The organism is Propionicimonas sp. (assembly GCF_047606205.1).
Classification (GTDB): domain Bacteria; phylum Actinomycetota; class Actinomycetes; order Propionibacteriales; family Propionibacteriaceae; genus Propionicimonas.
Window position 1 is genome coordinate 1 of record NZ_JASGES010000233.1, and the last position, 14,099, is coordinate 14,099.

Sequence of the window (14,099 nt, forward strand, 5' to 3'; positions counted from 1 at the left end):
CCGCGCGGCGGCGGACTCGTGAGCGCCGCGGCTTCGGCACGGGGGGCGGCCACCCGGCGCGGCCGGCGGCGTCCGGGCCCGCTCACCTCGCGGGCCGAGGTGAGGGCCAACTACGTGATCCTGCTCGGCTTCGCCCTGATCTCGCTGTGGCCGATCGCCACCGTGGTCGCCCAGGCCTTCGGCCCGGCCGGCCCGGAGGCCGCCGCGTCCGGTGGCCTGCACCTGGAGAACTTCGCCCTGGCCTGGAGCGAGGGCCGGTTCTCCTCCTACATGCTCAACTCGGTCGTGGTCTCGGTGACGGTCGTCGTGGTGTCGGTGGCGCTGTCGGTGCTGGCCGGCTACGCGTTCGGGACGATGACCTTCCCCGGCAGCACCGTCCTGTTCTACCTGTTCCTGTTCGGGATCATGGTGCCGACCGAGGCCATCGTCGTGCCGCTCTTCTTCGACCTGCGCCAGCTCGGCCTGGTGAACACCCTGGTCGCCGTGGCGGGCCCGCAGGTCGCGCAGTCGATCGCCTTCGGCACCTACTGGATGCGGACCCACTTCCGCTCCGCCGACCGGGCGATCACCGAGGCGGCGATCATCGACGGCGCCGCGCCGCGGCAGGTGCTGTGGCAGGTGCAGGCCCCGATCGCGAGGCCCGCGATCCTGACGCTGGTGATCCTGGTGTTCATGTGGACCTGGAACGAGTTCCTGATCCCGCTGGTGATGTCGCCGACCGGGACCTTGCGGACGGCGCCCCTCGGTCTGGCGTTCTTCCAGGGCCAGCACGTCACGAACTACGCGCTGATGGGCGCGGCGGCGGTGACGGTCGCCGCACCGGTGGTGATCCTCTACCTGTTCGCCCAGCGCTACGTCATCGCCGGCATGACCGATGGGGCCGTGAAGTAGGTCTCACATCCCGGCCACCGCTGTCACCCGCGCGGGGACTTGGGCAGGGATTTTCACCACGTAGGGTGGAAACAGTCCACGAGACGCCGGGGGGGCGTCCAGGACGGTGCACAGCGAACGTCGGGGGGCGTCGCTCGTGCGTTGGGCCTGGGCGGTGGCGCCGTCAGGCCCGCCGCCCAGGCCCTTTCTCCACCAATCTCGCCCGGGCCGCTTCGCCAGGAGTCTCCAGACCATTCCTCTGTGCATCCCGCCCGGGCCCCTTCTCTTCGAACCTCTGTCGATCGGTCCCGCTCCGGGCGCGTAGATTCAGCCCATGCACGCGATCCAGGCCCGCGAACCGGGCGATGCCGGCGTCCTCGAACTCGTCGAACTGCCCGACCCCGTCCCCGGCCCCGGTGAGGTGGTGGCCCGCTGCACCGCTGCGGGGATCAACTTCATCGACACCTACCGCCGCAGCGGGGTCTACCGGACGCCGTTCCCGCACGTTCCCGGTACCGAGGGCGCGGGTGTCGTCACCGCGGTCGGCGACGGCGTCCCCGGCGTCGCCGTGGGCGACCGGATCGCATGGGTGGACGCCGAGGGTGCCTACGCGGAGCTGGTCCGGGTTCCGGGCGGCCGGGCCCTCCCCGTCCCCGACGAGGTGGGGCTGGATGTGGCCGCCGCTCTGCCGTTGCAGGGCATGACCGCCCACTACCTGGCGGCGTCCACCTACCCGGTCGGCGAGGGCCAGTGCGCGCTCGTGCACGCCGGTGCGGGCGGGGTGGGCCTGCTGCTGACCCAACTCGCCACCCTCCGCGGCGCCAGGGTCGTGACGACAGTCTCGACGGCGGAGAAGGCCGAGCTCTCCCTGGCCGCGGGGGCAGTGGCTGCGATCCGCTACGACGATCTCGACGACCTCACCACGCAGCTGCCGCCGCTGGTGATGCGGGCCGCCGGCGGCCCGGTGGACGTGGTATACGACGGTGTCGGCCGGGCCACCTTCGACGCGTCCCTGGCCAGCCTGCGCCGGCGCGGCATGCTCGTACTCTTCGGAGGCTCGAGCGGCCAGGTGCCGCCGTTCGACCTGCAGCGGCTGAACACCGGAGGGTCCCTGTTCGCCACCCGACCCACGCTGGGCGACTACATCGTCGAGGACGCGGAACTCCGCTGGCGGTGGGACGAACTGATGGCCGCGGTGGTCGCCGGGCGGCTGGACGTCCGGATCGGGGCGCGGTTCCCGCTGGCGGACGCCGCGTCCGCCCATCGCGCGCTGGAGGGCCGAGGGACGACCGGCAAGGTGATCCTCGAGGTCGCCTAACCCGCCGCACCGTCCCGAACGACAAAGCCGCACCGTCCCGAACGACAAAGGGGACACACCTGCGAACGGGAAAAGAACCGTCCCCATTTCCGTTCGGGGGACTGTCCCGCTTCCCGTTCGGGGGACGGTTCTTTTCCGGTTCGGCGGACTGTCCCGCTTCCCGTTCGGGGGACGGTTCCTTTCCGGTTCGGGGGACTGTCCCGCTTCCCGTTCGGGGGACGGTTCCCACTCGGTTCAGGGGAGGCCGGCGAGGACGGCGACCAGCAGGACGACCCGGTCGAGGAGGGATTCGAGCAGGACGTGTTCAGTGACGGCGTGGGCCCCGCCTCCCCGGGGGCCGAAGCCGTCCAGCGTGGGGACGCCGAGGGCGCCGCTGGTGTTGGTGTCCGCGGCGCCCGCTGCCGGGCGTCCGGACGCCGCCAGCCCGACCTCACCGGCCAGCGCACAGACCTGTCCGAGCAGCGCGGCGTCCGCCTCCGACGCCTGCCACGCCGGACGCGAACTCAGCACCTCCGCCTCGAGCGAGGCACCGGCCCGCAGCGGCGACAGCGCGGCGACCGCGTCCAGAACCTCGGCCTCCGCCGCCGGCGTGCCGAACCGGAACCCGACCAGCGCCTCCGACTCGCCGGGGACCACATTCGTCCGTCCCCCGCCGGCGATCGCGCCCACGTTGAGCAGGACCTGACCCGGGTGCCGGGCCGACACCGCGGCGACCGACCGGCGGAGCACGACGAGCTGGTCGACCAGCTCGTCGATCGCCGACACACCCCCGTCGGGGTCGAGCGCGGCGTGTGACTCGCGTCCCACGACCCGCAGCCGCAGCCGGGTGGACCCCAGCCGCCCGACCTTCAGCGCGCCGTCGGGGTGCGGCGACTCGAAGCCCAGCACGGCCGCCGCGCCCGCGCACTGCTCGCGCACCAGCTCCGACGCCGAGCCGGAGCCGACCTCTTCGTCGGCAGCGACCACGACCCGCAACGGACGGTGCGCGAGCCCCGCGTCGCCGAGCGCCTGCACCGCCGCCAGCATCACGACCAGGCCGGCCTTCATGTCGTACGACCCGGGACCGCGCAGCACGCCGTCCTCCACCCGCAGGGGCACCGGGCCGGCCAGCGTCCCCACCGGCCAGACCGTGTCACTGTGCCCGAGCAGCACCACCGGCGCCGCGTCCCGCCGCTCCCCCACGCCGGCCACCTCCACGACCAGGTGCGTGCCGACCGGTCGTGCCACCGGACGCACCACGCCGAACCGCCGCCACAACCCGGCCAGGTGCTCCGCGATACCTGCGCTCGCCGCCGCGTCATGGCTGGGCGTCTCCCGCTCCACCAGCGCGATCAGGTCGGCGGCGAGGGCCTCGGTGTTCAGCGATGTGCGCACCGCTGCTCCGGCAGCAGCCAGGTCCATGATCCTCCAAGCTCCGTTTTACGTATCCTATCCTTGGCAGAGGCTCGCCCATCTCTGCAAGTGATCACGGAGCGGGATCCGATGATACGGATCCTATAGTTCACTTCGTGAGCACGACCGAGCAGCTGCGGGTGGCCCCCCTGACCGGGGTGGACGACCTCGCGACCGCGTCCGGGCTCTACCGCGACGTGTTCGGCTACACCAAGCCCGAGGCCACCCTCAACCCGCGCCTGCTGATGGCGATGGCCGCGAACGGCGGCTCGATGGTCGGCGCGTGGGACGCCGAACGGCTGGTCGCCTTCGGCTACGGCTTCACCGGTCACGCTGGCGGCGAGACCTACTTCTACTCCCAGGCCGTGGTGGTCGCCGACGGACTGCAGGGCTCCGGCGTGGGGCGCCGGATCAAGGCCGAGCAGCGCCGGCTCGCCCTCGCCAACGGGCTGCACCACATGCGCTGGGCCTACAACCCGATCCTGTCCCGCAACGCCCATTTCAACCTCTCCGTGCTCGGCGCCGTCGGACGCTGGTTCGTCCCCGACTGCTACGGGGACGGCGAGTCCCGCCTCGTCGTCGACTGGGACCTCGACGCCACCGAACCGGCCCCCGCGCCGGCGCCCTGGGCGACCTACACCGCCTCCGACTGGGGACGGGTCGACCGCGGCGATCATGCGGCGGCAGTCGCCCTCCCCGCCGAACGGAGTCGGGTGACCGCCGAGGTCGTCGCCCGCATCGACGACTCCTTCAGCGCCCTGTTCGCCGACGGACTGGTGGCCCGGTCCTGTGTTCGGCAGGACGCCGACACCGCCGCCTACGTCTTCACCGGAGTTGAGGCATGAGCGTCGGCACCCACGCCCGCCACGAGGCCAACCGCTCGCTGCGCAGCCCCGCCGACCGCTACCGCGCCCGGATGGAGTCGACCTCCTCGGCCACCCTGCAGGCGCGGCTGATCTCCTCCGAACTGGAGAACCTCGCCGAGGTGTTCGAGCGGCTCAGCGCCGGCGGCAGCGTCCGCAGGGCGGCCGCGCTCACGGTCGCAGCCCGGCGCCGGTTCGTCGTCGGGGCAGGCAAGAGCCACGCCTACGCGAACCTGCTCGCCTCCGACCTGTCGACAGCCGTCGCGCAGGTCAGCCTCGTCGACGACTCCACCGTGAGCACCCTCGACCTGCTCTCCGACGTGCGTGAGACGGACGTCCTGATCGCGTTCTCGTTCCGCCGCTACCGCCGCTCGACCGTCGAGGTGGCGCGGGAGTTCCACGCCGCGGGCGGAAAGGTGGTCGCGGTCACCGACGACGCCACCGCCCCGATCGCCCGGCACGCGGACGAGGTGGTCGAGGTCGCCACCGACTCCGAGTCCTACGCCGACTCCCCCACCGCCGTCGCCGCCGCCATCCACCTGCTCTCCACCCTCACCACGGCCAGCGCGAAGGGGGCCCGCCGCCGGTTCGCCGACCGCGACCGGATCAGCGCCGCGCTCGGGCTCTACCTCGACGAGACGGGAGAGCCCGAATGAGGGTCATCGCCGCCACGCTCCACACCGTCCGGTTGCCGCTGGTGCACGAGTTCCAGACCAGCTCGCACGCCAAACGCCACCTCGACCACATCCTGGTCGAGCTGACCGACGCCTCCGGGGCCGTCGGGTGGGGTGAGATCGCGTCCGCGTCGCACCCCTTCTACGGCCCGGAGACGGTCGAGACGGCCACGCTGGTCGCCGAGCGCTACCTGCTCCCCGCCCTCGTCGGCACGAACTGGGAGCACCCTGCCGATGCCGCGAGGTCCTGGGCGAAGGTGCGCGGCAACGAGTTCGCCAAGGCCGGAGTGGACATGGCCTGCTGGGTGCTGGCCGCCGAGGCGTCCGGGCGCCCGCTCGCCGAACTGCTCGGCGGGACGCGCGACCGGGCCGCCACCGGTGTCTCGCTGGGTATCGAGCCGACCATCGACGCGCTCGTCGAACAGGTCTCGGCCCAGGTCGAGGCCGGCTACCGGCGGGTGAAGCTCAAGATCGCCCCCGGCTGGGATGTGGCGCCGGTCGCCGCGGTCCGGGCGGTGTACCCCGACCACGACCTGCACGTGGACGCCAACGGCGCCTACCCCGCCGACGACCCGTCCTTCGAGGTCATGCGGGCACTGGACCGGTACCACCTGACCATGATCGAGCAGCCGTTCGCACCCAGGGACTTCGTCGGCCACGCGCGCCTGCAGGCCCAGCTCGAGACGCCCGTGTGCCTCGACGAGGCGGTGGAGACGCTGTCCGACCTGGAGACCATGATCGCGCTGGGCGCCGGCCGCGTCCTGAACATCAAGGTGTCCCGCCTCGGCGGCCTGACCACCTCGGTGGCCGCGCACGACCGGGCGCGGCAGGCCGGCATCCCGGTCTGGTGCGGCGGGATGCACGAGTTCGGGGTGGGCCGCGCGGCGAATGTCGCGCTCTCCTCGCTTCCGGGATTCACCCTGCCGTCGGACGTGTCCGGGTCCGACAAGTACTACGCCCGTGACGTGATCACTCCGCCGGTGGAGACCACCGACGACGGCTACGTCCCGATCCCCACCCGACCCGGCCTCGGGTTCGACGTCGACACCGAATGGGTCGCGGCGAACACCCTGTCCACCATCCATGTAGAGGAATGACCGTGCCCGCCTGCATCATCGTCAGCCCCGCCGAGGCCTCCGCTCCCGTCCCTGCGGCGGACCGCCTGCACGTGGTCGACCCCGCCCTGCCACAGGTGTCCGTCACCGATCTGGGCGTGACCAGGGGCGACGGCATCTTCGAGGTCCTCGGCGTCGTGGACGGCCACCCGCAGGCGGTGGACGCGCACCTGCGCCGGCTGGCGGTCTCGGCGGCGATGCTCGACCTGCCGCCGCTCGACCTGGACGCCTTCCGCGCCGCGATCCACCAGGTGGTGGCCGCGTACGAGGAACCCCACCGCGAGTACTCGGTCAAGATCATCGTGACCCGGGGCGTCGAGGGGTCGGGGGTCGCGACCGCGTGGGTGCTGGCGTTCAAGTCCACCGACGACTACGCCGCCGAACGGCAGACCGGCGTCAGCGTCGTCCTGCTGGAACGCGGCTATCCCCACGACATCGCCTCGCGGGCACCCTGGCTGCTGGCCGGCGCGAAGACGCTCTCCTACGCCGTGAACAAGGCGGTCCTGCGCGAGGCCGCGCGGCGGGGTGCGCAGGACGTGTTGTTCACCAGCTCTGACGGGTACGTGCTCGAAGGCCCCAGCGCGAGCCTGATCGTGAAGCACGGCACCCATATCTGGACACCCTCCACCTCGCAGGGGATCCTCCGCGGCACCACGCAGGCCGCCGCCTTCGAGTACTTCGCGAGTGCCGGCTTCGCCCCGTCCGAGGTCCTGCTCAGGATCGACCAGCTGTGGGACGCGGACGCGATGTGGCTGACCTCGTCGGGCCGCATGCTCGTCCCCGTCCGGGAACTCGACGGACGGCCGGTCCCGATCGACCGGGCGCTCACCGACGCCGGCAACGCCGCCCTCCTGGCCCGAGCCGAGTAGTCGCCGGCCGCGCCCACGGCCGTGATCGGAGAGCGAGGGACGCGGCCAGGCGACCCCCAGCCGCTACCGACCCGCTGCACACCGTCACCAGGCGCGCGGATAGTCCCAGAAGGGGCGACGGGCACCCAGGTACTCGCCGACGACGGCGGCGCCGAGGTCGTCGAGCTCGGGGCTGACCACGCGTCCGTCCACACGCTGGGCCATCTGGCGCACGAACCGCTCCAGACCGGGATCGTCACCAAGCCTGAAGAAGGTCGTCCGGGCGCGCAGGCGGCCGAGCTTGTCGAGCTGGGTGACCGTGTTGCGCAGGGTCTCGTAGCTCGGCGGGTAGGCGAACCAGGAGTCGCCCTCTGCGGTCAGGTGGGCGGTCGGTTCGCCGTCCGTGACCACCAGCAGCACCGGCTGCATGGTCGGGAAGCGGCGGAACAGCCGCTCGGCCAGCAGCAGGCCGTGGTGCAGATTGGTGCCCTGCTCGCGCAGCGCAGGGAGCGCCGTGAGTTCGCCCACCTCCATCGCCTGCGCATACCGGCCGAACGTGATCAGCTGCAACTGGTCGCCACGCCAGCGCGTGGAGACCAGATGGTGCAGGGCGAGCGCCGTCCGCTTCATCGGAAGCCAGCGCCCCTCCGCCGCCATCGAGAACGAGGTGTCGACCAGCAGCGCGACGACGGCCTGCGTGCGGGTCTCGGTCTCGGCCACCTCCACGTCGTCGAGCCGGATCCGGACCCGGGGCGAGGACGGACCGTCGCCGGCCCCTTCGACATCCGCGGCCCGGTCGCTCCCGGCCCGGCCCGGGCTCTCCGCCTGCCCGTGACGCATCGCGTTGAGCATCGTTCGGGTCACGTCCCACGGCTCGGTGTCGCCGAAGGCCCACTGCCTGGTGGAGCCGGTCTGTTCCCCTGCCGCCCCGGTGAGACGGGTGTCCCGCTGCCCGGTGCGTCCGCTGAGCCGGTCGGCGGCGTCGGCGAGGAAGCTCTTGCCGAGCTGGCGCATTGCGCGCGGGGACAGCTTCAGGCTTCCGTCGGCGGTGCGGCTGAGGTAGCCGGCGCTGCGCAGCGCGCGCTCCAGCTCTGCGAGCGTGCGCGCGGAGACCGCAGCATCCTCGCCGAGCTGGCGGGCCAGCGCGTCCACATCGATGTCGTCCAGGTGCGCACCGCCGTAGCCCTGCCCCAGCTGAGCGGCCAGCGAGTCGAGTTCGGCGAGATCGGACAGCACACCGGTGCCCTCGCCCAGGCCCAGTCCCTCCTGGCCGCCGAACTGCTCCGAGCCCGACCAGTCCATGCCGGGACGCAGCGACTGCAGGTTGGCGTCCAGCTGACCGAGCTGCGCCATCAGGTCCGGCGATCCGAATGCCTGCGCGGACAGCTGCATCAGCTCCTCGCGCTGCTCGGGCGTCATCGAGTTGAACATCCGCTGGGCGGCCGCCGCCCGCTTCGCCAGCGCGTCGATCAGCTCGTCCACGTCGCGCGGGTTCTCCGGGAAGTACTGGCCGTGCTTGGCCATGAACGCGTCGAAGTCCTCGGGGGTGTCCTCGCCGCGGCGGTGGGCGTCGAGGAGCTGGTTGAGGTCGGACAGCATCTCCCGGACGGCTTCGCGGTCCGCCTCGGTCGCGTTCTCCAGCGCCTGCTTCATGCCGGCGAACCGCTGGTCGAGCACCTCGCGTCCGAGCAGATCCCGGATCCGGTCGTACGCGGCCCTCGCCGCCGGCGAGCGCCAGTCGTAGTCGGCCAGCTCGTTCACCGCGGCCGGGGTGGAGTCGGGAAGGCTGTCCAGCCGCAACTGCCGGAAGTCGCGGTCGAGGTCGTCCAGGTCGATGTCCCTGGCGAGTTCCTTGCGCTCCTCCAGAACGGCGGTGTCCAGCAGCCGCTTCGCCTCTTCCATCGTCGAGCCGAGGCGGTGCCGGCCGAGCAGCTCCTGCCGGCGGCGCTGGACGCGCGCGGCGAGGTCGTCCAGGCCTTCGCGTCCGCGCCCGCCCCTGCGCAGGTACTCGCGCAGCGCACGCTCTGCGGAGTAGCCCTCCATCACGTCGCGAGCGATCTCCTCCAGCGCCTCGGAGAGGTCGACCGGGGGCGCGAGCGGGTCCGGGCCGTCGACGTAGCGGCCGTAGCGGGACGAACGCGAGCGCGGCATGGTGGCTACCCGTAGATGGTCTGGCCGTCGTCGGACTCCTTGGAGATCCGGCGGGCGAGGTAGAGGCCTTCCAGTGCCAACTCGATCGCGCTGGCCCGTTCGCCGTCCGTGGTGGCGTCGAACCGCGCGCAGAGCTGGTCGTACACGTCCGACCCGTCCAGCGAGGGCAGACCGGCGAGGAACTCCCGCGCGCTGACCTGCTCGCCCGTGACGACGGTCGTGCGGCCGTCGAGGGCCGCGACGAGAGCGCCGAGGTCGATGCCGCGGAAATGGGCCCGGACCGTCTCCGCCGTTGCGGTGCGGAGCAGGTGGGCGAGGATCTCGGCCTCGCGGCCCTCCTCGCCGGACTCGAACTCGAGCTTTCCGAGCAGCACGTCCACCGCGGCTTCCAGGTCGACGACCCGCGCGACCGCCTCCGCCTCACCCCGGGCGGTCGCCCGGTGCAACGCGGCGGCCGCCACGGTCTCCGCTCCGGCGATGGCGAACCGGGCGGACACCCCGGAGCGCTGGTTGATCGCCGCCGACTCGCGCAGCGCACGGGTGAACCGGGCCAGGATCTCCAGGATCGGCGCGGGCACCTCGGCGACCAGGTGCGCCTCCTGCGCGATGACGGCGACCTCGTCGTCCAGTTCGATCGGGTAGTGGGTGCGGATCTCCGCCCCGAAGCGGTCCTTCAGCGGGGTGATGATCCGGCCGCGGTTGGTGTAGTCCTCGGGGTTGGCGGAGGCGACCACGAGCACGTCCAGCGGCAACCGCAGGACGTAGCCGCGGATCTGGATGTCGCGCTCCTCCATCACGTTCAGCATCGACACCTGGATGCGCTCGGCGAGGTCGGGCAGCTCGTTGATCGCGACGATCCCGCGATGGGAGCGCGGGATCAGGCCGTAGTGGATCGTTTCGGGGTCGCCGAGCTGGCGCCCCTCGGCGACCTTCATCGGGTCGACGTCGCCGACGAGGTCCGCCACGGAGGTGTCGGGCGTCGCGAGCTTCTCGACGTAGCGCTCGGAACGGTGCCGCCAGGCCACAGGGAGATCGTCACCCTCGGTGGCGGCCCTCCGGACCGATGCGGGCGTGATCGGGTCGTAGGGGTGCTCGCCCAACTCGGAGCCGGCGATCACCGGGCTCCACTCGTCCAGCAGGCCGGGCAGGGTGCGCAGCAGCCGCGTCTTGCCCTGGCCGCGTTCGCCGAGCAGGACGACGTCGTGGCCGGCGATCAGCGCGCGTTCGAGCTGGGGCAGGACGGTGCGTCCGAACCCGTGTATGCCGGGCCAGGGATCCTCGCCCGCCGCGATCATCGCGAGCAGGTTGTCCCGGATCTCCTGGCGCAGGTGCTTGTGCACGTGGCCGGACGCGCGGAGCGCTCCGAGGGTGGTGATGGTTGGGGGTTCACTCACGCATTCACGCTAACCGCATGGGCAAGACCGGCAGAAGATCGCACTATGTGGACACGGCCCGGCGAGCTACGCTCGGCCGCATGCCGACCCGGAAGCGGCCGCCCGGCACGCTCGTTCTGCTGGTGCGGCACGGCCAGACCCCGACCACCGGCAGGGTCCTGCCCGGTCGCGCACCGGGACTGCACCTCTCCGAGGCCGGCATCCGGCAGGCCGAGAACGCCGCCGCCCGGCTCGCCGGGCTCCCGCTGGCCGCGCTGTACACCTCGCCACTGGAGCGCGCACAGGAGACCGCGGCGGCCACGGCTACCGCCACCGGGTTGGCGCCGGTCGTCGAGCCGGACCTGCTCGAGTGCGACTTCGGCGCGTGGACCGGGGAGTCCCTGGCGACGCTCGGCCGCCGCAAGGAGTGGCGGGCGCTGATGACGTCCCCGTCCACCTTCCGGTTCCCGGGGGGCGAGAGCCTGGCCGAACTGGAGGCCCGGATGGTGTCCCTGCTCGACCGGCTTCGCGGGGCGCACCAGGACGGTGTGGCGGTCTGCTTCACGCACGCCGACCCGATCCGCGCCGCACTCACCTTCGCGATGGGCGCGCCGCTGGACGCTTTCCACAGGGTGAACGTCGGTACCGGGTCGGTGTCGGCGATCCGGTTCCCCCACGACACCCCGCCGGTCGTGCTCGGGGTGAACTCCCTGCACGGGCCTCTGGACGACCTCGTGCCCCCGACCGGATCCTTGGCCTGAACGTGTCCGCGCTCCCGCGTCCCGAGCCGGCGGGGGACGACCGCCTGCTAGACCTCCTCGCCCACGGGCCGATGGAGATCATCGGGCGCTTCCCGAGCAGCAACCTCACGCTCCTGGTCGACCTGGGCGCGGGACACGACTCGCTCGGCGCGGTGTACAAGCCGGAGGCCGGGGAGCGCCCGCTGTGGGACTTCGACCCTGGACTGCACCGGCGCGAACGCGCGGCCTGGCTGCTCAGCGAGTGGCTGGGCTGGGGCCTGGTCCCGCCGACGGTCATCCGGGAGGACGGGCCGCTCGGGGTGGGCTCGGTGCAGCTCTACATCGACGTGGACGACCGGGAGCACTTCTTCACCCTCGACCACACCACCCCAGGGGTGACGGACGCGCTGCGGGCGATGGCGGTCTTCGACCTGGTCGCCAACAACGCCGACCGCAAGGGCGGGCACGTGCTGCGCGGACCGGACGGCCACATCTGGGGGATCGACCACGGGCTGTGCTTCGCGGCGCCGTTCAAGCTGCGCACCGTGATCTGGGACTTCGCCGACGAACCGGTCCCCGCGCCGCTGCTGGAGCGGATCGCGCCGCTCGCCGACGACGTCCCGGCCGAGCTCTGCGAGCTCATCGACACCGAGGAGGTCGAGGCCCTGAAGGCACGCGTCCGGCGCGTGCTCCGGTTCGGTCGCTTCCCCGTCGACCACAGCGGTCGCCGGGTGCCGTGGCCCCTCGTGTGAGGGATGACCGGGGACGCGGGACGCCCGTTCGGCTCAGGCCTCGGGGTTGCGCCGCCAGACCACGGTGGCGAGGACGGTGGCGAAGGCGGTCCACAGGGCATAGGGCGCGAGCAGCGCGGCATAGCGGCGCCCGGCCCGCCCTGCCCGCAGGGTGAGCCGCAGCGAGCTCGCCGCCAGCGCACCCGCGCCGACCGCGGACGCCGCGAGGTTGTGCGAGCGGAAGAACAGCCAGCTCCAGGCGCCGTTGAGCGCGAGATTGCTCGCCAACGCCTTGCGGAGGGCCGCCGCTTCGGCTGTCTCGCCGCGGCGGTCGAGTTCGGTCAGTGCAGCGGCCGAGGTGAGCGCGATGTCGGCGTAGAGGGTCGTCCACACCAGCGGGAACGCCGCCCGCGGCGGTTGCCAGTCCGGCTTGGAGAGCTTCTCGTACCACTCGCCATCCGGATCGGTGGCGACGGTACCGGCGGTGACCGTGGTCGCCACCAGCGAGCCGGTGACGGCGAGGTTGCGGAGCCACCGCGTGCGAGTCGGTTTCCTGGTCACGACCGAACAGTACCCAGCCGCCGGGCATTGCCCGGCCTGCGCGGCCCGGATTACGGTGCGGGTCTACGGCGAGTGCGAGGAGTCCTGATGGCGTGGTTACCCGATGCCTTCGAACACCCCCTGGTTGTGCAGGTGGACGCCGGCCACCACCTGCGTCCGATCCGTGCCGAGGACGTCGAGCTCGACATGCCGGCCGTGATGGGGTCCCGGGCGCGGTTGTGGTCCATCTTCGGCGAGGCCTGGGGCTGGCCCCCGGCGACCATGACCGCGGAGCAGGACGTCGAGGATCTCGCCCACCACGAGGCGGAGATCGCCGCGCACGTCTCGTTCAACTACGCCCTGTTCGACCGGGCCGAGACCGAGCTGATCGGTTGCGTGTACATCGATCCGCCGGAGAAGGTGGGCGCCGACGCCGAGGTCAGCTGGTGGGTGCGCGACGAGTACGTCGGAACGCCGCTGGAGGCCGAGCTGGACGCCTTCGTGCCCCGCTGGCTGGCGGGGGCCTGGCCGTTCACCGCCGTCCGCCTGATCGGCCGGGACCTGACCTGGGCGGAATGGCTGGCGCTGCCCGACCATGAGTCCTGAGGCCGGCCGGACCGGCATGTCCTGACCTGCGCCGCCGACTCACCGCGGCGCCGAGACCACCAGGGTCTTCAGGCGGACCAGCATGCGCCAGGTCATGGCCGCGCTCACCAGAGCGGTGAACTCGATCATCAGCCGCGCGGCAGGGCCACGGGTCTGGTACCGCTCGCGCAGCTGGAGGCGGGTGGCGATCTGCCCGTCCGGTCGCCTGGTCGGGGAGAGCACGAAGGCCCAGGTGGTGGCGAAGTCCAGGTCTCCCGGCGCATCGCCGCCCTGCGACGTCACCACCAGTGCACGGCCCGGGTCGACGATCGCGACGCGCAGGGCGACGTCGGGGTGCAGCCGGAACGGGTCCCCGACCGTGACGTCCTGCCATTCCGGGTGGATCCGGGTGGCACCGACGATCCGGCATCCGGCGAGGTTCTCCAGCGACTCGAAGGAGTAGAACCCCGCCTTGTCCTGGCCGAGTTGCGCGATCCACGGCCACACCTGGTCCGGGGCCGCGGGGATCGTGGCCGCACGGTCGTTGTGGATCTGCGCGGTCGGCAGCAAGCCGTCGCCGGGCAGCGGCAGGCGAGCCTCCGCCGCGGTGGCCCCGAGCCGGCGGCCGGCCCTCCACGCGGCACCGGTCGCCGCAACCGGCAGCGCCCACAGCAGTGCTCGGCGCACCCGACGATCCATCGACACAGAAATCACCCCGCCGCAGATCCTCCCACGTGGCCGGTCCGGGCATCGACGTGCGGACGCCCCCGGACGCGGCCCGAACCGCGCGTTGTCCTCCGGTGTCGGACGGGACCGGGCTCCGGCGCCCGGGGGACGCCGCCGTCGGCGCGTTGACCAAGTCCTTCAACGTGACGAAACTGGGGCGATACCCACGAACA

Annotated in this window: 14 protein-coding genes; 9 read left to right on the plus strand and 5 right to left on the minus strand. The window is 72.3% G+C overall.

From position 1 onward, the window contains the following. Together QM633_RS14510 and QM633_RS14515 are read left to right on the plus strand one after the other, a co-directional pair. Positions 1–891, plus strand: an 891-nt coding sequence (locus tag QM633_RS14510) for a carbohydrate ABC transporter permease (RefSeq protein ID WP_415154477.1), incomplete at its 5' end; no start/stop codon positions are given. 313 nt (positions 892–1,204) lie between these two features. After that, positions 1,205–2,188, plus strand: coding sequence for a quinone oxidoreductase family protein (locus tag QM633_RS14515; protein WP_415154478.1), 984 nt, complete (start codon positions 1,205–1,207; stop codon positions 2,186–2,188). A gap of 234 nt (positions 2,189–2,422) precedes the next feature. On the opposite strand, the gene QM633_RS14520 is transcribed toward QM633_RS14515, so the two are convergent. After that, entirely contained in the window at positions 2,423–3,589 is a 1,167-nt protein-coding gene (locus tag QM633_RS14520) for a M20/M25/M40 family metallo-hydrolase (protein WP_415154479.1), read from the minus strand. Between the two features lie 107 nt (positions 3,590–3,696). On the opposite strand from QM633_RS14520, the gene QM633_RS14525 reads away from it, so the two are divergent. The 4 genes from QM633_RS14525 to QM633_RS14540 are packed head-to-tail and all read left to right on the plus strand — an operon-like array spanning position 3,697 to position 7,101. Then, positions 3,697–4,425 (plus strand): hypothetical protein, encoded by a 729-nt coding sequence (locus QM633_RS14525; protein ID WP_415154480.1) that lies wholly within the window; start codon positions 3,697–3,699, stop codon positions 4,423–4,425. Next, the gene (locus QM633_RS14530) at positions 4,422–5,099 is read left to right on the plus strand and encodes a MurR/RpiR family transcriptional regulator (protein WP_415154481.1); all 678 of its coding nucleotides are present in this window, start codon (positions 4,422–4,424) and stop codon (positions 5,097–5,099) included. Before QM633_RS14525 ends, QM633_RS14530 begins: the two co-directional genes overlap by 4 nt. Continuing rightward, entirely contained in the window at positions 5,096–6,214 is a 1,119-nt protein-coding gene (gene menC / locus QM633_RS14535) for an o-succinylbenzoate synthase (RefSeq protein ID WP_415154482.1), read from the plus strand. The genes QM633_RS14530 and menC overlap by 4 nt, the downstream gene beginning before the upstream one ends. 2 nt (positions 6,215–6,216) lie before the next feature. Beyond that, complete coding sequence (locus tag QM633_RS14540; RefSeq protein WP_415154483.1) at positions 6,217–7,101, plus strand: aminodeoxychorismate lyase; 885 nt, start codon at positions 6,217–6,219, stop codon at positions 7,099–7,101. Between the two features lie 84 nt (positions 7,102–7,185). Here QM633_RS14540 and QM633_RS14545 read toward each other — a convergent pair whose 3' ends face one another. Both QM633_RS14545 and QM633_RS14550 read right to left on the minus strand, forming a co-directional pair. Further along, on the minus strand, positions 7,186–9,231 hold the full coding sequence (locus tag QM633_RS14545) for a vWA domain-containing protein (RefSeq protein WP_415154484.1): 2,046 nt from the start codon (positions 9,229–9,231) through the stop codon (positions 7,186–7,188). Between the two features lie 5 nt (positions 9,232–9,236). Continuing rightward, positions 9,237–10,625 (minus strand): sigma 54-interacting transcriptional regulator, encoded by a 1,389-nt coding sequence (locus QM633_RS14550; protein ID WP_415154485.1) that lies wholly within the window; start codon positions 10,623–10,625, stop codon positions 9,237–9,239. An 80-nt stretch (positions 10,626–10,705) separates the two neighbouring features. Between QM633_RS14550 and QM633_RS14555 the strand changes: the two genes are divergently transcribed. Both QM633_RS14555 and QM633_RS14560 read left to right on the plus strand, forming a co-directional pair. Further along, positions 10,706–11,365: a histidine phosphatase family protein gene (locus tag QM633_RS14555; protein ID WP_415154486.1), complete on the plus strand. Its 660-nt coding sequence runs from the start codon at positions 10,706–10,708 to the stop codon at positions 11,363–11,365. A 2-nt stretch (positions 11,366–11,367) separates the two neighbouring features. Beyond that, positions 11,368–12,096 (plus strand): SCO1664 family protein, encoded by a 729-nt coding sequence (locus QM633_RS14560; protein ID WP_415154487.1) that lies wholly within the window; start codon positions 11,368–11,370, stop codon positions 12,094–12,096. Between the two features lie 33 nt (positions 12,097–12,129). On the opposite strand, the gene QM633_RS14565 is transcribed toward QM633_RS14560, so the two are convergent. After that, positions 12,130–12,636 carry a TspO/MBR family protein gene (locus QM633_RS14565; protein WP_415154488.1) on the minus strand — a complete coding sequence of 169 codons (507 nt, stop codon included), beginning with the start codon at positions 12,634–12,636 and terminating at the stop codon, positions 12,130–12,132. A gap of 87 nt (positions 12,637–12,723) precedes the next feature. Here QM633_RS14565 and QM633_RS14570 point away from each other — a divergent pair, with 87 nt between their 5' ends. Then, positions 12,724–13,221 (plus strand): GNAT family N-acetyltransferase, encoded by a 498-nt coding sequence (locus tag QM633_RS14570; RefSeq protein WP_415154489.1) that lies wholly within the window; start codon positions 12,724–12,726, stop codon positions 13,219–13,221. Between the two features lie 39 nt (positions 13,222–13,260). Here the strand turns inward: QM633_RS14570 and QM633_RS14575 are convergent, their stop codons facing one another. Continuing rightward, a complete protein-coding gene (locus QM633_RS14575; RefSeq protein ID WP_415154490.1) occupies positions 13,261–13,887 on the minus strand; it encodes a hypothetical protein in 627 nt (208 codons plus the stop codon). Positions 13,888–14,099: the final 212 nt, after the last annotated feature.